The organism is Burkholderia sp. 28_3 (assembly GCF_003253915.1).
Lineage (GTDB): Bacteria > Pseudomonadota > Gammaproteobacteria > Burkholderiales > Burkholderiaceae > Burkholderia > Burkholderia cenocepacia.
On the sequence record NZ_QKZF01000011.1, the window covers coordinates 173,126 to 193,128 of the forward strand.

20 protein-coding genes are annotated in these 20,003 nt (G+C 67.1%); 14 read left to right on the forward strand and 6 right to left on the reverse strand.

The window, feature by feature from the left end:
• The first annotated feature begins 480 nt into the window (after nt 1-480).
• The 3 genes from DFS13_RS22945 to DFS13_RS22955 all read left to right on the forward strand — a co-directional run bounded on the left by DFS13_RS22945 (nt 481) and on the right by DFS13_RS22955 (nt 1,985).
• A complete protein-coding gene (locus DFS13_RS22945) occupies nt 481-1,191 on the forward strand; it encodes an MgtC/SapB family protein (protein WP_034203575.1) in 711 nt (236 codons plus the stop codon).
• Between the two features lie 72 nt (nt 1,192-1,263).
• On the forward strand, nt 1,264-1,689 hold the full coding sequence (locus tag DFS13_RS22950; protein WP_006489155.1) for a CBS domain-containing protein: 426 nt from the start codon (nt 1,264-1,266) through the stop codon (nt 1,687-1,689).
• A 26-nt stretch (nt 1,690-1,715) separates the two neighbouring features.
• Nucleotides 1,716-1,985, forward strand: coding sequence for a DUF2934 domain-containing protein (locus tag DFS13_RS22955; RefSeq protein WP_171984009.1), 270 nt, complete (start codon nt 1,716-1,718; stop codon nt 1,983-1,985).
• A gap of 61 nt (nt 1,986-2,046) precedes the next feature.
• Here the strand turns inward: DFS13_RS22955 and DFS13_RS40370 are convergent, their stop codons facing one another.
• Nucleotides 2,047-2,193: a hypothetical protein gene (locus DFS13_RS40370; RefSeq protein WP_006489171.1), complete on the reverse strand. Its 147-nt coding sequence runs from the start codon at nt 2,191-2,193 to the stop codon at nt 2,047-2,049.
• Between the two features lie 286 nt (nt 2,194-2,479).
• Between DFS13_RS40370 and DFS13_RS22960 the strand changes: the two genes are divergently transcribed.
• The 7 genes from DFS13_RS22960 (at nt 2,480) to DFS13_RS22990 (ending at nt 9,379) form a co-directional block, all read left to right on the forward strand.
• On the forward strand, nt 2,480-2,764 hold the full coding sequence (locus DFS13_RS22960; RefSeq protein WP_012493736.1) for a hypothetical protein: 285 nt from the start codon (nt 2,480-2,482) through the stop codon (nt 2,762-2,764).
• 63 nt (nt 2,765-2,827) lie between these two features.
• Nucleotides 2,828-3,832: an SDR family oxidoreductase gene (locus tag DFS13_RS22965; RefSeq protein WP_006498215.1), complete on the forward strand. Its 1,005-nt coding sequence runs from the start codon at nt 2,828-2,830 to the stop codon at nt 3,830-3,832.
• Nucleotides 3,833-4,050: 218 nt separating this feature from the next.
• Nucleotides 4,051-4,977, forward strand: a complete 927-nt coding sequence (locus DFS13_RS22970; RefSeq protein ID WP_006493985.1) for a TauD/TfdA family dioxygenase — start codon at nt 4,051-4,053, stop codon at nt 4,975-4,977.
• A 49-nt stretch (nt 4,978-5,026) separates the two neighbouring features.
• Nucleotides 5,027-6,058 (forward strand): ABC transporter substrate-binding protein, encoded by a 1,032-nt coding sequence (locus DFS13_RS22975; protein ID WP_006487511.1) that lies wholly within the window; start codon nt 5,027-5,029, stop codon nt 6,056-6,058.
• Between the two features lie 67 nt (nt 6,059-6,125).
• Nucleotides 6,126-7,115 (forward strand): ABC transporter ATP-binding protein, encoded by a 990-nt coding sequence (locus tag DFS13_RS22980; RefSeq protein WP_006498212.1) that lies wholly within the window; start codon nt 6,126-6,128, stop codon nt 7,113-7,115.
• Nucleotides 7,112-7,999 carry an ABC transporter permease gene (locus tag DFS13_RS22985; RefSeq protein ID WP_006487501.1) on the forward strand — a complete coding sequence of 296 codons (888 nt, stop codon included), beginning with the start codon at nt 7,112-7,114 and terminating at the stop codon, nt 7,997-7,999. Before DFS13_RS22980 ends, DFS13_RS22985 begins: the two co-directional genes overlap by 4 nt.
• 162 nt (nt 8,000-8,161) lie before the next feature.
• A complete protein-coding gene (locus DFS13_RS22990) occupies nt 8,162-9,379 on the forward strand; it encodes an acyl-CoA dehydrogenase family protein (protein ID WP_006498211.1) in 1,218 nt (405 codons plus the stop codon).
• Between the two features lie 54 nt (nt 9,380-9,433).
• Here DFS13_RS22990 and DFS13_RS22995 read toward each other — a convergent pair whose 3' ends face one another.
• From DFS13_RS22995 to DFS13_RS23010, 4 genes are all read right to left on the reverse strand, one after another.
• A complete protein-coding gene (locus tag DFS13_RS22995) occupies nt 9,434-10,621 on the reverse strand; it encodes an LLM class flavin-dependent oxidoreductase (protein ID WP_048987293.1) in 1,188 nt (395 codons plus the stop codon).
• Nucleotides 10,622-10,697: 76 nt separating this feature from the next.
• Nucleotides 10,698-11,222, reverse strand: a complete 525-nt coding sequence (locus DFS13_RS23000; protein ID WP_111442173.1) for a c-type cytochrome — start codon at nt 11,220-11,222, stop codon at nt 10,698-10,700.
• Nucleotides 11,215-12,471 carry a sulfite dehydrogenase gene (gene soxC, locus DFS13_RS23005; protein WP_111442174.1) on the reverse strand — a complete coding sequence of 419 codons (1,257 nt, stop codon included), beginning with the start codon at nt 12,469-12,471 and terminating at the stop codon, nt 11,215-11,217. Before soxC ends, DFS13_RS23000 begins: the two co-directional genes overlap by 8 nt.
• A 126-nt stretch (nt 12,472-12,597) precedes the next feature.
• Entirely contained in the window at nt 12,598-13,782 is a 1,185-nt protein-coding gene (locus DFS13_RS23010; protein ID WP_111442192.1) for a porin, read from the reverse strand.
• A gap of 493 nt (nt 13,783-14,275) precedes the next feature.
• Between DFS13_RS23010 and DFS13_RS23015 the strand changes: the two genes are divergently transcribed.
• Nucleotides 14,276-14,620, forward strand: a complete 345-nt coding sequence (locus DFS13_RS23015; protein ID WP_006481897.1) for a DUF3088 domain-containing protein — start codon at nt 14,276-14,278, stop codon at nt 14,618-14,620.
• 51 nt (nt 14,621-14,671) lie between these two features.
• The gene (locus DFS13_RS23020; RefSeq protein WP_111442175.1) at nt 14,672-15,661 is read left to right on the forward strand and encodes an ABC transporter substrate-binding protein; all 990 of its coding nucleotides are present in this window, start codon (nt 14,672-14,674) and stop codon (nt 15,659-15,661) included.
• Nucleotides 15,662-15,732: 71 nt separating this feature from the next.
• Here the strand turns inward: DFS13_RS23020 and DFS13_RS23025 are convergent, their stop codons facing one another.
• Complete coding sequence (locus DFS13_RS23025; protein ID WP_062911637.1) at nt 15,733-16,053, reverse strand: hypothetical protein; 321 nt, start codon at nt 16,051-16,053, stop codon at nt 15,733-15,735.
• 1,675 nt (nt 16,054-17,728) lie between these two features.
• On the opposite strand from DFS13_RS23025, the gene DFS13_RS41225 reads away from it, so the two are divergent.
• Both DFS13_RS41225 and DFS13_RS39955 read left to right on the forward strand, forming a co-directional pair.
• A complete protein-coding gene (locus tag DFS13_RS41225) occupies nt 17,729-18,769 on the forward strand; it encodes a hypothetical protein (RefSeq protein ID WP_249197006.1) in 1,041 nt (346 codons plus the stop codon).
• Nucleotides 18,770-18,813: 44 nt separating this feature from the next.
• On the forward strand, nt 18,814-19,971 hold the full coding sequence (locus tag DFS13_RS39955; protein ID WP_134163159.1) for a hypothetical protein: 1,158 nt from the start codon (nt 18,814-18,816) through the stop codon (nt 19,969-19,971).
• Nucleotides 19,972-20,003: the final 32 nt, after the last annotated feature.

Sequence of the window (20,003 nt, forward strand, 5' to 3'; positions counted from 1 at the left end):
CTTCGTATCCGAACGGGAACAGTATTGCATAACTCGCCGGCTTGGACCGTGATTCGTATTCGTGCGGGAACGAATGGAGTGTTCCGATAAGCGGCGGCGTGATTTCGTTCCCGATTGGGAACGGACGGTGAGAAAAGGAGGGTGGAGGCGAGGTCCGTATCTGATCGGATACGGAGAAAGACGGCGTCGGCGCCTGCGTGCGCGCGTCCGACGGGCACGCCGGACAGGGCTCCGATGGATGCCCGCAGCGGCAATCCGTCCGCCGCCGTTCCGCGCCTCGAGCAGCGGCAGGCGATCCCGCGCACAGCTCCGGCACCTTCGCCGCTGACGCACAGTGTGCGCAGAACGCCCCTTTCTACAATCCCATCCGACTTGCTACACCCGCCGCCTACCCGGAAAGCAGGCCCGAGCCTTGCGACCGGCAAGCGTCGTCGGCGGCGTTCGCGCCCCGACACATGACGATTCGCACGGGAGGCGCGCATGGAACCGATGCCGGTCGTACTGCAGTGGCACGACGTTCTCGTCAGGATCGGGCTGGCGCTCGTCGCGGGTGGCCTGATCGGCTTCGATCGCAGCGAATCCGGCAAGACGGCCGGACTGCGCACGACGATCCTCGTCTGTCTCGCCGCGTGCCTGTCGATGCTGCAGGTCAATGCGCTGCTGCTGCAGGCGGGCAAGCCGGAGGGCGCGTTCTCGGTGCTCGACCTGATGCGGCTGCCGCTCGGCATCCTGACCGGGATGGGCTTCATCGGCGGCGGCGCGATCCTTCATCGCGACGGCCTGGTGTCCGGCGTCACCACGGCCGCGACGCTGTGGTTCGTGACGGTCATCGGGCTGTGCATCGGCGGCGGCCAGTTGTCGCTCGGCGCGCTCGGGCTGGTGCTCGCGCTGCTGGTCGTCTGGCCGCTGCGGTTCGTCGAGCGGCGCTTGCGGGGCGTCCGGACCGCGCTGGTGACGGTCGAATATCCGCTCGGCTCGGCTGCACGTGAACAACTGGCCGCGAAGCTGCGCGACGCGGGTTTCACGTGCCGGACGAAGAGCTTCTGCGAAACGACCGCGCGCGCGGTGCGCCAGGAAGAACTGTTCGTGCAGTGGCGCGAAGCGGCCGGCGCCGACGTGATGCTGAAGCAACTGATGCGGATCGTCGAATCGGCCGGCCTGACGTCGGTGCGCTGCTCGACGGAGAACTGACGCGCGCGGCGGCCGGAACGCGCGATGCTGCATTGCGCAGGCCGCCGTGGGCGGCTTATCAAGGAGCGAAACATGACATGTGTATCGGAAGTGATGACGCGCGACGCCGCGACCATCGGCCCGACGCAGAGCCTGCGCGATGCGGCCAAGCTGATGAGCGACCTGAACGTCGGCGCGCTGCCCGTGTGCGACGGCACGCGGCTGATCGGCATGCTGACGGACCGCGACATCGTCGTGCGCGCGGTGTCGATGGGCGTGCCGCCGAACGAATCGATCGAGGGCGTCGTCAGCGGGCCCGCGAACTGGTGCTACGAGGACGACGACATCTCGGCGGTGCAAAAGAAGATGGAAGACGCGCAGATTCGTCGCGTGCCGGTGGTCGACCGGCAGAAGCGGCTGGTCGGCATCGTCGCGCTGGGTGATCTGGCGACCGCCGCGGACGGCGCGATGTCGTCGACGCTCGGTGCGGTATCGGCGCCGTCGCGCCCGGATCGGTGATGGCCATGGCAGACACGGAGAACGACATGGACGAAGACAGGGAAACGCAGATTCGCGAGCGGGCGTACCAGCTGTGGCAGGCGGACGGCGCGCCGGACGGCAGGGCCGACGAATACTGGCAGCGGGCCGAGCAGCAACTCGATGCGCAGGGCAGCAGCGCGGACGGGCGCGCCGAGCAGACGGCGGATTTGCCGGCCGACCAGGCCGCGAAGCGCCGCGTTCCGGGCGAGCCGCTGCAGGACGTCGATGCGTTGCCGACCAGCGAGGTCGCGCACGAAAGGCGGCGCACGCGGTGAAGCGCGGGCCGCCGGCCGGCGGTGTCGAAAATCAGGCAGGCGGCACGGTTCGCGCGATCGGTTAGCCGTCCTCGCCCACTTCGGTCGGGTCCGGCAAGTCGGGCAGGTCGTCGTGGCGCTCGTCGTCGGGCTCCGGCGGCGGAATGTCCGGCGTGTCGGTCATGTCTTCGTCGTTCGGTGTCGCGTTCGTCGCGTGCGTCGCGCTCATGATCGTCCTCCTCGGCATCGAAAGGGTGCCGGCGTGCAGCCGGCATGCCGCTTTCGAGCATCGTGCGTGCCGCGTTTCGTTTCCGCATCGGCACGGCCGCGTGCGCTGTCCTGACTGCGCCGGATGACGCGTCGCTTGTAATTTCTGTAGCGGATCGACTGGCTGGCGGTGCGCAGACGCAGCCCGATGACGGCATGTCGCTTGCTGAAAGCGGTGCAGGCTGCCGCATCGCCCGTCGCGGCGTGGTGCGGCGCAACGCAGTCCTCATCCGGACAGGGAGTCATTCATGACCGAGCACAGTCAACGGCAGGATCCCGCGTCGCCCGACGCGGCGCGTGAGGCGGCCGACGCGCCGCAGCGGCGCAACCCGACCCCCGGCGGCGGCGAATCGACCGCGCGCCCCGGCCACGCGCCGGGCGGCGGCGAACTCGACACGATTCCGGACGATCAGGCACGCAAGGTCGTGCCGGACGACCCGCGCCAGACCGAGGTGCGCGATCCGGCCGGCCAGCCGTGGCCGGACGAGCACGACGCGCCGGACGATTCTGGAAATCGGCCGCGGCCGCTGTAGCGCGCGCGTCGGCCGAATGGTCGCGTCCGGTTCCACACCGCCAACCACGCACCGGAGTCCATCATGTCATCAGACGAAGTTTCCGAATCCCGTCGCAAATGGGTGCAGGGCACGACGGCCGGACTGGTCGCCAGCGTCGCCCTGCCGACGATTGCGCAGACGGGCGGCCCGGCCGACGCCGGCGACCCTGCGCCGCGCGATCCGCGCACGCTTTATCCGCATGCGCCGTTTCCGCAGCAGCACCAGCCGTGGCCGGGCCTCGCGGGCCGGATGACGCCGCGCCCCGATCACGGCGAGCGCAGCTATCGCGGCAGCGGCCGGCTCGACGGCCGCAAGGCGCTGATCACCGGTGGCGACTCGGGCATCGGCCGCGCGGTCGCGATCGCCTGTGCACGAGAAGGCGCGGACGTCGCGATCGTCTATCTGCCCGACGAGGAGCCCGATGCGCGCGAAGTCGTGGACCTGATCCGCAGCGCGGGGCGCAAGGCCGTGCCGCTGCCGGTCGACATCCGCAGCGAAGGCGCGTGCAACGGGCTCGTCGAGCGGGCCGTCGCCGCGCTCGGCGGGCTCGACATCCTCGTGAACAACGCGGCCCGCCAGCAGAGCCACGAATCGATCCTCGACATCAGCACCGAGCAGTTCGACTGGACGCTGCGCACCAATCTTTATGCGATGTTCTGGATCACGCGGGCCGCCATTCCGCACATGCCGGCCGGTTCGGCGATCGTCAACACGACGTCGGTCAATGCGTACGATCCGTCCGCGAACCTGCTGGACTACGCGATGACGAAAGCGGCGATCGCGAATTTCACGAAGGGGCTCGCCAAGCAGATGATCCAGCGCGGCATCCGCGTCAACGGCGTTGCGCCGGGGCCATTCTGGACGCCGCTGCAGGTCAGCGGCGGACAGACGACACACAACGTCGAGAAATTCGGCGAGCAGGTGCCGATGGGGCGGCCGGGACAACCGGCCGAGATCGCATCGATCTATGTCGAACTGCTTTCGTCGCGTTCGAGCTACGTGACCGGGCAGATCTATGGTGCGTCGGGCGGTGCAGGGCAGCCATAGTCGGCTCGCGGTGCAGGGCGATGCGGCAGGGTGCGGGCGGACCCTTTGGTCATCGGCGCCGGTCGGACGACTCCGCGCCCATTTTACGCCCGATCGGCGCCGTATGCGCGAGCAGCCATCTTTATCACCGCAGCAGATAAACGTATCCGAATCGCTTCGTTGACGCACGCCGGCACGCACTCGTAGATTCGCGTTTTGACCGAATCAGGGGCCGTGCCGTGACGACTACCGCCATCCGCGACGCCGCAACGCTTTCCGCCGGGCATCCCGCCTTGCGGCCGGACGGCGCGGCGCAGCATTTCGACATCGTGCCGTTCGACGCGCCGCTCGGCGCCGAGGTGATCGGCCTCGACCTGTCGCAACCGCTCGACGCCGACGATTTCGCGCGCATCCATCGTGCGCATCTCGATCACCACGTGCTGGTGTTTCGCGATCAGCGCATCACGCCGGACGAGCACATCGCATTCAGCCGCCGCTTCGGCCCGCTGCAGATTCACGTGCTGCACCAGTTCGCGCTGGCCGGTCACCCGGAAGTGCTGATCGTGTCGAACATCGTCGAGAACGGCAAACCGGTCGGGCTCGGCGATGCCGGCCATTTCTGGCACTCCGACCTGTCGTACAAGGAAAAACCGAGCCTCGGCTCGCTGTTGCACGCGCAGGAGCTGCCGGCCGAAGGCGGCGACACGTTGTTCGCGAACATGCATCTCGCGTGGGACACGCTGCCGGCCCACCTGCGCCGCGCGGTCGAAGGGCGGCGCGCCGAGCATACGTATCTCGCGCGCTATGCGGAACTGCAGGCGCGCAGCCCGTGGCGGCCCAACCTGTCGCCCGAGCAGATCGCGCAGGTCGCCGCGGTCGTGCATCCGGTCGTGCGCACGCATCCGGAAACCGGCCGCAAGGCGCTGTTCGTCAGCGAGCATTTCACGACGCGCATCGTCGGGCTGCCGGAAGACGAAAGCCGCGCGCTGCTCGACGAACTGTTCACACACAGCGTGCGCGCCGAGCACCTGTATCGGCACGCATGGCGCGACCACGATCTGGTGTTCTGGGACAACCGTTCGCTGATGCATCTCGCCGCCGGCACGCCCGACCACCTGCGCCGCAAGCTGTACCGCACGACGATCGAAGGCGACGCGCCTTTCTGAACCGCACGCCCCCGTCATTCATTTCCGCCCCTTCCTGACCGGAGTTCCGATGTCGTTCTCGTTCTTGCCGGCGCGTCGCGCGCTGGCGGCCACGCTCACCGCCGCGCTCGCCTTCGCGGGCGCGGTCATCCCGCAAGCCGCGCACGCGGAGGGCCGCATCCGCATCGCCGAGCAGTTCGGCGTCGTCTACCTGATGCTGAACGTCGCGCGCGACCAGCAACTGATCGAGAAGGAAGGGCGCAAGGCCGGCCTCGACATCAAGGTCGACTGGGTGCGGCTGTCGGGCGGCGCGGCCGTGAACGACGCGCTGCTGTCCGGCGCGGTCGACGTCGCGGGCGCGGGCGTCGGGCCGCTGTTGACCGTGTGGGACCGAACGCGCGGCCGGCAGAACGTGAAGGGCGTCGCGTCGCTCGGCAATTTCCCGTACTACCTCGTCAGCAGCAACCCGAACGTGAAGACGATCGCCGACCTGAGCGCGAAGGACCGCATCGCGGTGCCGGCGGTCGGCGTGTCGGTGCAGTCGCGCGTGCTGCAGTACGCCGCGGCGAAGCAGTGGGGCGACAAGCAGTTCGACAAGCTCGACGCGTTCACGCAGGCGATCCCGCACCCCGATGCGACGGCCGCGATTCTTGCGAACAGCAACGTGATCACCGGCCATTTCGGCAATCCGCCGTTCCAGGAACAGGAGCTCGCCGGCAACCCGAACGCGCACATCGTGCTGAATTCCTATGACGTGCTGGGCGGCCCGAGCTCCGCGACGGTGCTGTACGCGACCGAGAAATTCCGCGACGACAACCCGAAGACCTACCGCGCGTTCGTCGCCGCGCTGGCCGACGCCGCACGGCAGATCGCGGCCGACCCGGAGCGCGCGGCCGATACCTATATTCGCGTGAACGGGTCGAAGATCGATCGCGCGCTGCTGCTGAAGATCCTGCGCAATCCGCAGGTGCAGTTCAAGACCGCGCCGCAGAACACGCTGCCGCTCGCGCAGTTCATGCATCGCACCGGTGCGATCCGCAACGAACCGAAGTCGTGGCGCGACTACTTCTTCGACGATCCCGCGACGGCCGGCGGCAGTTGAGCGGCGTCGACGCTGCGACGCCGCGATCGACGCTTATGCGGCGGCGCGGTTTCGATATGCGCAATCGATGGTTGGTCCGCACGACGCCTGGCCGTATGTTGATGCTTTTCCCGCAAGAGATTCGATCGTGAACGCCACTTCTCCCCGAACCTGGTTTCCGCCGTATACGGCACGCAGCGGCGCGTCGCCGGCCGCGTCCGCCGCATCCGATGCAGGTGCCGCCGGGCGGCCGGCGGCGCATGCCGCGCAGGCCGGCGCGCACAGCGAACGCCTGCTCGCCATCGACGAGGTCAGCCTCGAATACCGCAGCGGCGCGCGGATCGTGCGCGCGACGCATCAGGTGAGCTTCGACGTGTACGGCAGCGACCGCTTCGTGCTGCTCGGCCCGTCGGGGTGCGGGAAGTCGACGTTGCTGAAGGCGATCGCCGGCTTCATCGAGCCCGTCTCGGGTTCGATCGCGCTCGACGGCCGGCCCGTGCGCGGGCCGGGGCCCGACCGCGTCGTCGTGTTCCAGGAGTTCGACCAGTTGCCGCCGTGGAAGACGGTCGTCGAGAACGTCGCGTTTCCGTTGCGCGCCGCTGCGAAGCTGTCGCGCGCCGAAGCCCGCGAGCGCGCGCTGCACTATCTCGACAAGGTCGGCCTGAGCGCGTTTGCCGATGCCTATCCGCATACGCTGTCGGGCGGCATGAAGCAGCGCGTCGCGATTGCACGGGCACTGGCGATGCAGCCGCGCGTGCTGCTGATGGACGAGCCGTTCGCCGCGCTCGACGCGCTCACGCGCCGCAAGATGCAGGAGGAACTGCTGCGGCTGTGGGACGAATTCCGCTTCACGCTGCTGTTCGTCACGCACTCGATCGAGGAGGCGCTCGTGGTCGGCAACCGGATTCTGCTGCTGTCGCCGCATCCGGGCCGCGTGCGGGCGGAACTCAACAGTCACGAGCATTCGCTCGACAACGTCGACACCGGCGACTTCCGCGACCACGTCGCGCGGATCCACCGCCTGCTGTTCGACACCGACGCACCGCACGTACCGACGACGGAGGACGCCGCATCATGAGTACGATCGATCCGGTCCTGCCGCCGCTGCCGCCCGTGCGCGCCGAATACACGCGTCCGCTCGACCCGCTGCCCGACGCCGAACGCGCGGCGCCGGCGCCGCTGTCGCGCCGCATCGCCGGTGCCACGTGGTTTCGCCGCGGCGTCATCGCGCTCGTGCTGATCGCCGTGTGGGAGATCGTCGCGCGCATCGTCGCGAACGATCTGCTCGTCCCGACCTTCGGCGCGACGCTGGCCGCGTTCGTGCAGGGCATCGAGTCGGGTGAACTGCTGGTCAAGACCGGCATCTCGATGTCGGTGCTGCTGCGCGGCTATGCGCTGGGCGTGCTGCTGGCGTTCGCGCTGACGTCGCTGGCGGTATCCACGCGCATCGGCCGCGATCTGCTGACGATGCTCACGTCGATGTTCAATCCGCTGCCGTCGATCGCGTTGCTGCCGATCGCGCTGCTGTGGTTCGGGCTCGGCACCGGCAGCCTGCTGTTCGTGCTCGTGCATGCGGTGCTGTGGCCGCTCGCGCTCAGCATCTATACCGGTTTCGTCGGCGTGCCCGCCACGCTGAAAATGGCCGGGCGCAACTATGGGCTCACGGGCCTGCGCCAGATCGCGCTGATCCTCGTGCCGGCCGCGCTGCCGTCGATCCTGTCGGGCCTGCGCGTCGGCTGGGCCTTCGCGTGGCGCACGCTGATCGCGGCCGAGCTCGTGTTCGGCGCGAGCGCGGGGCAGGGCGGCCTCGGCTGGTACATCTTCCAGAACCGCAACGAGCTGTACACGGACCGCGTGTTCGCGGGCCTCGCGGCCGTCATCGTGATCGGGCTGCTGGTCGAGAACCTCGTGTTCGATACGCTCGAACGCGCGACCGTGCGGCGCTGGGGGATTCAGCACTGACGCGCCCGTCCGCGATCAATCCCGGCGCGGGCATAACGTAAGCTGAAATCGGCTTTTCACGCGCGCCGGGTGCGTCCCTATACTCAGCGGACGGCGTGTAACGTACGCCCCGTCGCGCGCTGCCGCGACATTCCCCGATCTGCCCGAACAAGGACCTGCCGAATGACTGCCCGTGATGCCGTCGATCCGCGCGACGCATTGCGCGACGCGCTTGCCGCGCTGCCCGATCTCGCGACTGCGATCGGGCAGGATGCCGCCCAGCGCGAGGCGCGTCGCGAACTGCCGTTCGACGGCTTCGCGCTCTTCCGGCGCTCGGCGCTGGGTGCGCTGCGGATTCCGGTCGCGCGCGGCGGCCTGGGCGGCACGCTGGTCGACCTGTTCGATGCGATCGCGACGCTGGCGGCCGCCGATTCGAATCTCGCGCATGCGCTGCGCATCCACTACGACCAGACCGAGACGCTGCGGCTGTCGCCGCGTACGGCGTTCAACGACGTGCAGCTCGAGCGTGTGCTGGCCGGCGCGATCTTCGGCGGCGCGTCGACCGAACGCGGCACGTCGCGCCCGGGCGAGAACACGACCGTGCTGCGCCGCGACGGCGATCACCATCGCGTGACGGGTCGCAAATACTATTCGACGGGCACCGCGTTTGCCGATTTCGCGCGCATCAACGTGGAGAACGAGCAGGGCGACGCGCTCGCCGTGATCGTTCCGGTGGCGCGCGACGGCCTGCAGGTGCTCGACGACTGGGACGGCATGGGCCAGCGCATGACCGCGAGCGGCAGCCTGGTGCTGAACGACGTGCAGGTGTTCGCGGACGAAGTCGCTCCACGCGACGGGTCGACGCTCGTCGGCCGGCATTGCGGCGCGCTGCGGCAGTTGCATCTGGTCGCGACCGGCGCGGGCATCGTGCGCAACGTGGTGGCCGATGCGCGCCGCTACGTGCTCGCGCATGGTCGTCCCGCGCTGCACAGCCCGGCGGCGACCGCGCGCGACGATCACTTCATCCAGCAGATCGTCGGCGAGCTGTCCGCGCACAGCCATGCGATCGACGCGCTCGTGCGAGAAAACGCGCGTGCGCTCGACCGTTCCGCCGATGCGATCGAGGCGGGCGCCGCCGATGCGGATACGCTCGTGCTCGACAGCGCCCTCGCGACCGCACGCACGCAACTGATCGTCAGCAAGCTCGCGCTGCATGCGGCCGAGCGGCTGTTCGAAGTGGGCGGCGCGTCGGCAACGGCGCGCGAGCACAACTTCGATCGCCATTGGCGCAACCTGCGCACGATCTTCAGTCACAACCCGTTGCTGCACAAGGCGCGCGTGGTGGGTGATTACGTGTTGAACGGCGTGACGACGCACCTGACCGAAGGGCGCGTGTTCTGACGACGGCCGCGGGCGGTTGCTGCTACGCCGTCGCGCCGCGTTGCAGCGCCGACTTCAACGCCGCAAGCCGGCTTCGCGCAGCAGCGGCAGCACGCGCTCGCCGAAGAAGTCGAGATCGGGCTTGAAGTCGTAGAAACTCAACTGGATGCCGTCGATGCCCGCGCGGTGCAGCCGCACGATGGTGTCGGCGACTTCCTCAGGCGAGCCGGTGATCGAGATGTTGCCGCCGATCGCGCGCGCGGCGGCCTGCGCACGCTGCTCGAACCCGCCGCGCCACGCGTGCGCGTCGCTGTCGAAGCGGTGGAAGCTGCCTTCGTCCGCATGCGCGACGATCGCGTCGCGGTACGCGCGTGCTTCGGCCGCCGTCTCGCGGCAGATCACGAGCGGATTGAGCAGCGTGCGGATCGTGCGACCGCGCGCGGCGGCGGCCGCCTTCACGCGGGCGGTATGGGCGGGCAGCGCGTCGATCGCGCGTTCGGCGTCGGGGCCGGCCGGGCTCGTGACGAACACGATGTCCGAATAGCGTGCGGCGAACGCGATACCGGCGTCGGAACCCGTCGCGTTGATCAGCAGCGGGCGGCCGTAGCGCGGCTTCGGCGTCACGAATGCGCCGCCGAGCCGCCAGCTCGACAGTTCGGGCGTATAGCTGAAATTGTCCGGTTGCGCCCACAACTGCTGGACCGCGTCGAGGAATTCCGCGGCCATCTCGTAGCGCCGGTCGTGTTCGATCCGGTTCCAGCCGAACATCTCGTGTTCGATCGCGCGGTGGCCGGTCACCACGTTGATGCCCCAGCGTCCGCGCGAAATGTGGTCGAGCGTCGCGGTGAATTTCGCGAAATGCAGCGGATGCCACGGCCCGTAGAGCACGTGGCTCGTCGCGACGAGGATGATCCGCTCGGTGCGCGCCGTCAGCGCGGCCAGCGTCATGAACGAGTCGAGCGCGTGGCCGTCGAACACGCCGCCGTAGCCGCCTTTGGGCAGCCATTGCGACAGCGCGAACACGAGATCGAAACCGAGCGCCTCGGCGCGCGCGACCAGCTCGGCGTTGTAGTCGAACGTCCAGTCGGTCGAGCGCGGCAGCGTCGACGCGCTCCATCCGCCAGCCTGGATCGGCAGGAACAGCCCGAGCATCAGCGGCTGCGAGAGGGTGCGCGACACGGGGCTGTCGGGGAAGTCCGCCGGCGAACGAACGTCGACGAACGGCGACGATGCGAGCGGGGCGGCGACGGAGGGATCGCTCATCACGGGGTCCTTGCTGAAAAGCGCGACGCGACTCGCGCGGGTGGGCCGCTCGATCGGGCAAGCGAAGCGGGACACGTCATAGCTTGCCCGGCCTCGGATCGGGCACGAAGCCGTCACGGTTCGGCATCCGCACGCGCGGCAGCGTGCGCGCGTCGAGCCGGGCGTCGCTGGACACGATGCCGTTCAGGTGGAGGACGTATGCGGTGACCGCATAGACGTCGTCCGCGCTCAGCGATTGCGGCGCGTTGTACGGCATCGCCCGGCGAATGTAGTCGAACAGCGTCGTCGCGTAGGGCCAGTAGCTGCCGACCGTCTTCTTGGGCTTCGCGCTCGTGAGCGAGCCGGCGCCACCGACGAGCGGATCGCCGACGCCGCCTTCGCCGCCGACGCCGTGACACATCGCGCATTTGTCCGCGAACACGCGGCCGCCGCGTGCGACCGTGCCCGCGCCGGGCGGCAGGCCGCCGCCGTCCGGCGCGACGTCGATGTCCCACGCGGCGAGCGCCGCGCGGTCGATCGGCTGTCCGAGGCCGAAGCGGGCGCCGAACGCGCCCGACGTCATCGCGCCGGTCGCAAGCAGGCAAGCAAGCAGCTTACGCATTGCGCACCTCGCCGTCCGCGCCGATGCGCCAGTTCTGGATGCCGTTGTAGTGGTACTGCGAGTTCAGCCCGCGCGCGGCGACGAGCGCGTCGCGGGTCGGCTGCACGTAGCCGGTGTCGTCGGTCGCACGGCTTTGCAGGTCGGCCGGCTCGCCGCGCCATACCCAGTCGGCCTCGAAGCGCGTCAACGCACGGTCGCGGACGTCGCCGGCGAGCCGTGCGGGGCGCCAGGTGCGACCGCCGTCGGTCGACACGTCGACGGCGCGAATCCGGCCGCGGCCCGACCACGCGTAGCCGCTGATCGGGTAATAGCCGTGCGCGGGGAGCCGATGGCCGGCCGACGGCCGCGTGATGACCGACTTCGCATCCATCTCGAACACGAACTGGCGCGCACAGCCATCCGGCAGCAGATTCGTGTATTTCGACGTTTCCTCGCGCGTCATCTCCGGCGCACGCACCAGTTTCAGCCGTCGCAGCCACTTGATGTTCGTGTTGCCTTCGAATCCCGGCACGATCAGCCGCACCGGGTAGCCGTTCTCCGGACGCAGCCGTTCGCCGTTCTGCGCATAGACGACCAGCGCGCGCTCGAGGATCCGGTCGAGCGGCAGGCTGCGCGTCATCGCCGCGCCGTCCGCGCCTTCGGCGAGCAGCCAGCGTGCGGCGGGATCGATGCCCGTCTCGTCGAGCAGCGTCGACAGCCGGACGCCGGTCCATTCGCAGCACGACAGCAACCCGTGCGTGAACTGAACCGGCAGCCCGCTCGGGCCGTTCCATTCGCTGCCCGTGTTGCCCGAGCATTCGAGGAAGTGGATTCGCGATTCGGACGGGAAGCGCAGCAGGTCGTCGACCGTGAAGACGCGTGGCTCGCGCACGAGGCCGTGCACGACGACGCGATGGCGTTGCGCATCGATGTCCGGCACGCCCGCGTGATGACGCTCGTAGACGAGCCCGTTCGGCGTGATGTCGCCGAACAGGTCGGCGAGCGGCGTCATCGACGAGCCGGAACCGGGCAGCGCCGGCGTGCGGGCGCTGCGGCGAATCACGTCGCGTTGGTGCGGCCCCGGCACGCCGTACGGCGGCGACAGCAGCGGCGCACCGGGCGCGCGCGTCCACGGCGGCACATCGAGCGGCGGGCTCGCGAGCGCGCCGCCGGCCGGCAGCAGCGTCGCCGCCCAGCCGCCGGCCAACTGGCGTAGCGCCGCGCGCCGGCCGGGGCGCGGCGCACGGGGAGGAAAACGGGAATCGGTCATGGTCGAACGCGTGTGGCGCGCGGGGAAACGATCATTCTCGGCAACCGGGCGGGGCGCGGCAAACAACGATTCCCGCTTTGCTTATCGTGACGATTGCGCCGCGCCCGCCGCCCGCCGCGCGTGTCGTCAGAACTTCACGCGCAGCCCGCTGACGAACGCAAGCTGGCGGTTCGTCGACGACGCGCTGCCGATGTTCGAGATCGCCGCGATCTTGCGATAACCGCCCGACGTCGCGGTGCTCGCATCACCGGCCGCGAGCTGGTAGATGCCCGACACATAGATGTCGGTGCGCTTCGACAGCGCGTAGTCGAACCCGAGCGTGAACTGGTGCCAGCGCGGTTTCAGCGTCTGGCCGCTCGTGCCCGGCAGGCCGCTGGCGCGCCCGTCGGTAAACGTATAGACACCGATCAGCGTGGCCGCCGGCGTGATCTGGTAGCGCGCGTTCACGTCGTAGTTGTTGAACTTGCGCGACGAGCCGTCGAGATAGTCGAGCTGCGTGTGGCTCCATGCGAAGCCGAGCGTCGTGCGGCCCAGCGAGTAGTTCGCGCCGACCGCGCCGATCTGCTGCTTCAGTACGCCGCCGTTCAGCCCGTAGAAGAACGCGCCGCTGTAGTCGTTGCCGGTGGTCGAGGTCGCGCCGCCCACCGCGCCGCTCGTGTTCGACGTCGCATTCGGGTGATTGAGCCGCACATAGCCGCCACCGACCGACAGCGGACCGTTCACGTAGTTCGCCGATGCGCCCCACGCGTTGTTGTTCGAGAAGCCGGTGCCCGCGCCGCCATTGGCCTGGTTGCTGAATGCATAGAGCAGGTCGGCCGTGAAGCCGGCGATCGTGTCGCTGCGGAATTTCACCGCGTTGTTCAGCCGGAAGCTCTGGTTCAGGTTGTCGTTGTCGCCCACGTGCGTGGCCGGCGACCAGAAACCGGCTCCCGAATACTGCGCGACGAGATCGGTGATCGGCTCGTACTGACGGCCGAACGTCAGCGTGCCGAGGCCTTTCTTGCCGAGACCCACGTACGCGGAGCGGCCGAACAGGCGGCCGCCCTGGCCGAGCCCGCCGTCGCTCGGCCGGAATCCGCCTTCCAGCGTGAAGACCGCCTGCAGGCCGCCGCCGAAATCCTCCGCGCCTTTCAGGCCCCAGCGGCTGCCGCTCAGCTTGCCGCTCGTCTGCTGGATGTTGCTCGCGCCGCCCTGGTTGTTCGTATACGCGATGCCGGCGTCGACCACGCCGTACAACGTGACCGAACTCTGCGCATGCACACTGACCGAACCGATCGACACCAAACCCAGTACCACCGTTTTTTTGATCATGACCATCCTCTGTTGTTATCAGTACGTTTGTGAGGATCACGATGCTATTGACGACGGCCGCGTCGATGAACGGCCGATCCGTGGTTTGTAATTCGCTGTGCGGCCGATTTGTAATGTGCGTTGCCGCCGGCCCGGCAGGTGCGCCGCGATCGCGTCCGGCGCGCCTGCTGCGGCGAACGCATCGCGCGGACTGCGAACGTCGCGCGCTGGAAATGCCTGCGCGCGGTCATATCGATCGATGAAATGGTTCGATGTGCGGACTGGCAGTCGTTCGCATGACGATGCGTTTACGCAACGTCCGGCTAGGCGACGACCGGCCGATACGCTATGCGCGTTTGCATATCGATTCCGCAAAACGTTGGTAGGGCCGTGCGAGGTGCGACGGTAGAGTCTGGCATCCGGCCGGTGGCCGGCATGACGCGGGAACAGCAGCGCGTACAGGTGTACGAATGCTTCCCGATCGGGACGATCGACGAAAAAGGAGCCGTTTGACATGAGTCGCGATGTGCTGTTTCTGCTGGAACCGGGCTTTGCCGATCCGAAGCATCCGGGCCAGCGCTTCGTGTGTCCGCATGGATTGCCGATCGAGGGGCTGCTGGCGAGCGCGCCCGATCTTGCCGCGCGTCTCGACGTGAAGCGCGTTGGTTTCGAGCGGCCGCGGCCCGCGGTGATCGACGCACTCGACGACGCACACCAGGGCCTGCCGGTGCTCGTGCTGGGTCGCGACCGGCCCGCGCCGGACGACGCGCAGACGCTCGGCGACGTGCGCTTCGTCACCGACGCGCGCCGCATCCTCGAACTGCTGGCCGAGCGCCACGGGTTTCCGGCGCTGCATTGACGCAGCGGTTCCACTTCCGATCCCATTCCATCCGATCGACAGGAGCATCCGATGTCGTCAATGTCGGCGGCACGTCGCCGTCTGCTGCTTGCCGGCGCCGCGATCGTGGCGCACCCATTGGCCGCGTTCGCCGCGCCGGCCGCCGACGCCGATCTGGCCGGCGCGACGTTGCGCGTCGCAACCTACAAGGGCGCCTGGCGCGCGCTGCTGCAGGCGGCCGGGCTCGCCGATACGCCGTACCGGATCGACTGGCGCGAACTGAACAACGGCGTGCTGCATATCGAGGCCCTCAACGCCGATGCGCTCGATATCGGTTCGGGTAGCGAAATTCCGGCCGTGTTCGCCGCACGCCAGAAAGCCAATGTGAAATTCATCTCGCGTGTGCGCGAAGACCTGAACAACCAGGTCACGCTCGCGCGCAAGGACACGCCGATCCGCGGCATCGCCGACCTGAAGGGCAAGCGCGTCGGCTACGTGCGCGCGACGACGTCGCACTATTTCCTGTATCGACAGCTGGCGGAAGCCGGCCTGACCTTCGACGACATCCAGCCGATCAACCTGTCGCCGACCGACGGGTTGTCCGCGTACGACCGCGGCGATATCGACGCGTGGGCGATCTACGGCTACAACGGCCAGCTTGCGCGCAATCGCTACGGCGCCCGCGTGCTGAAGACGGGGAAGGGCTACCTGTCGGGCAATTTCCCGGTGTACGCGAATCCGCGCACGCTCGACGATGCACGTCGCCGCGCGGCGACGGCCGATCTGCTGCTGCGGTTTCGACGTGCGTATGCGTGGGCGAACGGGCATTTCCGCGACTATGCGCTCGCGCAGAATCGCGAGACCCGCGTGCCGGTCGCCGATCTCGTCACGATGTTCGACCAGCGCAGCGAGGACTACGCATTGCTGCCGGTGACGCCCGACGTGGTCGCGCAGCACCAGCAGGTCGCGGACGTGTTTGCCCGCATCGGCGTGCTGGACGGGCCGGCCCATGTCGCGCCGTTGTGGGACACGTCGTTCAATTCGGTGGTTGCGGCGGGGTGATGCGATGAAGCGGAAGGCGCGGGCGGGTCAGCGGTGATGCAAATTTCGTCGGACGATCAGGCTCGACCGGATCAGGAGAACGTCGTCGCGACCATGATGCCGAATACCACGCCGAGCGCGATCCCGCAGAGCCGGCCGTAGATCGATGCGCGAACGTTGTCGTCGAGTTCGAAAGGCGAGCGCTTGTGCTTCCAGACCGTGCTGAATGCGACCGGCCGCGTCAGCAGCGCGAGGCACGCGATCAGCACGGGCGTGGCGATGAGCATCGCGACGCGCGGGCCGTTCCAGTCGACGCCGTGCATCGCCAGCGAAACCAGCGCGGCAAGCGGCACCTCGACGCACAGGCCCAGCAACGAGCCGTTGACGAAGGAATCTCCCGGAGTCTGGAACATGGTCGGTCCTGGGGGCGAGTGAAATCGGTGGCCGGATGGGCCTCCGGCAGAAAAATCATCGGCGCGATACGCGACGGTCGGTCGACCGTGTTCGACACGAACCGATATGACGGCCGGATGTTAAGGCAAATTGTCGGTCCGTTGGCGGTTATTCAAGCTATTTAACAAATGTTCGGCGGTGAGCCTATTTCGACTTTACTCGACCTGTTTGTAACAAAATGTAACTTTTTGGACGGATCGCTAAACGAATTTCTCTCGCTTCGGATAACTCCCGCATGAAAGCCGTATCCGGCCCATCCGGCCACGCGGCAACCACACCGAATACGGGAGAACAAGCGCATGGTAGCGATCGTTAACTTCGTCGCCGATCCCCACTTACGAGGAAAGCAGCCGCGCCGGTTTCCTGGCCGATGCGTCCGGCAGCTACATCTGGACGTCGCCACAAACCCTGAACCTCTATTCGGTGCGTGATTCCGCGCTGCATCTGGCCGACCACATCGTCGTGAAGATGCGTCCACAGGGCGGTGCCACATGGAACGAAGAGCGAACGCTCTGGCGCGATCCGGCCACGGGCGCATTCTCGATCGACCTGTCGGGATACGCGCCGGGCAACCTCGACGTGGAGTTCGACCTGTACAACGCAGCGGGTCAGAAGCTCGATGCCGTGCTGAGCTCGGTCGGATTGCCGGGAGGGAATGGCTCGCCGTCGTTCAGCACGAACTACCTCGCCGATCTGAAATCGACGATCGTGTTCCATTCGCAACCTGCCGACACCGATTACATCATGGTGTCGTGGGTGCAGGATGGTACGACACGCTATTCGCGCGTGACCCGTATGGGTAATGGCGAGTTCACGTGGGACGTCCAGGCCGGCGGGTTGATTCCGCAACCTGGCCAATCATATGCCTACGCGATCAAATACACCGCCTACGACGCTGCTGGCATTCCGCTGGCGATGGGCGCCGGCGACATCACCGTCGGTACGGTAGGCAATTCCCAGGTCACGTTGACGGGTAGTGAGCGCCCGAGCATTTTTGAGTTCAAGCCGGTCGGTGCGGACGGTCAGCCGTTGACGAACGTCAACACGATCACGTTGTACTACCGTCAATCCACGGCGAAGGACCAGGCATTCGATCGTCCGTTTACTGAAGTAACACTGACGCGTGACGCACTGGGGCGTTTCCTGTTCGACGCATCGGCGCTGCCCACGCGAGCCGAGTTCGAATATCGCTACCTGGCCAAGGATGCGAACGGCACAGTGTTGACTGAACGCCAGAGCTATTTCCTGACGGGTACGCGCAACAACCCGGTGACGAACGTTGATATCGTCGGCGTGATCGACGAGACAGCGAAGGACATGACGATCGACCGTTTGCAGCAGCACAACGCATTCGGCGAGGTGTCGGCCGAACGTGACGGCCGCGGCAACTGGACGACCTCGTCATACAACACGATGGGGTATCTGACGCTCAAGCACGAGCCGAAGGTCAGCGTGACGCTCGCGAATGGCGCACAGGTCGAAGTCGAGCCGGACACGCGCTTTTACTACGACCTCACCGGCAACCTGGTCGGGTTGAAGGATGCCAACGGCAACCTGACTACCCAGCAGTGGAACTACGGGTCTGCCAAGGCCACGGTCGCCCGGACATGGGATGCACTGGGGTTCAGCAAGGTGATGCAGTACGACGTATTCGGCAATCTGCGAACGACGATCGATGAGCTGAATCGTCGGACGGACTACCGTTACGACAAAATGAACCGCCTGATCGAAGTCGATCGGCCGGCGCTGGCGGATGGCCAACGGAGCATCGACCGCTACGAATACGATGCACTGGATCGGCGTATTGCACATACCGATGCGCAGGGCGGCCGCGAGCGTACGTTCTACGACGTCGATGGGCGGGTGGTAAAGACGATCAGCGCAGCGGGTCGCGAAGTCAAGTATGACTATAAGTGGGCCACGAGCATGGGCTCGGCCGAAGCGGCGACCGCGGGCGGCTGGATTCGCACGACGACCAACGCCAACGGCATGACAACGGTCGACGAGAACGACCAGTTCGGTCGCTTGATGAAGCACACGGACCTCGGTGGGCACGTGTTCCAGTACCAGTACAACTGGGCGGGCCTGCTGACGAAACAGTCGGGAACGAGTGGCCAGGACGTCGACTACACGTACTACTCGAACGGGCTGGTGCGCTCGATCCAGGATAACGCGACGAAGACGCAATCGCTGTACGAATACGATGGTGACGGCAATCGCACGGCCGAGTACTTCTCGAATTTCGGCGATGTATTTGTGTTCGCGCAATCTCGCGTGAAGTACGACGCGTTGAACCGGGTGACTGCGATCGAGGATGACGCGTACAAGGTGTACTACGAGTACGACGCGGTGGGCAATCGCCGCCGGATGCTCGCGAAGTACACCGACATGGTCGGCTATCAAGACCGGGAGCAGGAGTACTGGTACGAATACGATGCGCTGAACCGATTCACAGTGTCGATGGGCAGCCTGTCGGGTGCGCGTGCAACGGATCCGAACGATACGAGCGTTTCGATCGCGAAGGGAACGCTCGGCGGAGACGGCATACAACTTGGCTATAACGCCGCGGGTGAACGGGTGTTGGCTGTGTACGCGAAAGACGGCCGGACTGAGCGTTACACGTACGACGCCAACGGCTATACACCGCCGGCGCGGCGTCCGAATTGCTGGGTGTGACGGCAACCGGGGCCGGTGCAACGGCAGGTGGTGGATTGGGTAGCTTGGGCGTGGCGACGTTGTCGGGCAGCGTGACCGGTGGCACGCTGGGTGCGACGTCCGGGGCGGTCGCTGCGGGTATTGGTGGTGCAGCGGGTGCGCTGGCAAGCCAGGGCGTGATGATCGCCGGTGGTGAACAGCACGGCTTGAATTTTGCAAGCATCACGTTGGGCGCTATATCGGCAGGCGTCACTGCGGGCATTGGTGCCGCGGCAGGTGCGCCGGGTAGCGCGTGGAGTGCAGCGGCTCAAGGTGCCGTAAGGTCAGCTGCGACGCAGGGCATCGGGGTAGTAACGGGGCTGCAGGAACGATTTGACTGGAAAGGCGTGGCGGCCAGTGCGATTGCGTCTGGTGTAGGATACGGCGTAGGCGAGCAGGTCGGGAAGACGGTGATCGGGGCAGGTGTCGGTGCTGACTTGGGCCGGTTTGCGAGTGGTGTAGCGGGCGGGTTGAGCGCGGGGGTTGCAAGTACTCTGGTTCGTGGTGGGAGCCTGGGGCGCAACATTGGGGCAATCGCCGCAGACGCGGTGGCCAGCACCGTTGGCAATATGGTTTCGGAGGAGATGGCGAGCCGGCCGACTTCGAGCGCAAGCTCGTTGTATGGTCCAGGTAGCGACGTCAATGCGATGACGGCCAACGCGGTCCGCGCCTATGGCGGGGATCCCGGACAGCAGTTTGCGAATCAGGCGAACTGGAATCTGCAACTGGATGCAGGGCTCCGGGAACAGGCCTTCGTTGGTGGTTTGCAAGATCAGTTTGGTCAACTGGCCAATGACGCGCTTGCCGCCTCGCGTGCTGAAAATGCAGCGCTCAAGCAGCGACTCGGATCGGAGTTTGCAGGATCGGCGAACTGGGCCCTGGCTCAGCAGCGAGCCGAACACGCGGTGGCCGCACGTCAAGCAGCAGCGACTCGCAGCGGTCTGGCTGGGTTCGATTTGGGTCGCGGAGCGAACGACTGGTCGGACGATGCGGGCGGATTTGATCCGGGGCGTGGTGGCTGGAGCAACGATTCAACGCTGAGCCGAGCTGCGCAGTGGCTTGATCGCCCAATTCAACCGCTGCAAGCGCTCGCCGATACTGTTCGACGCGGCAACGCGATGATGGCCGACGGGCTCGACGCTGTTGGGCTCAGTGGCTTAGCCGGTGCGCAGCGCTTTGGGTGATGTGATTTCTGGTGCGGTGCCGACGAGGCCGT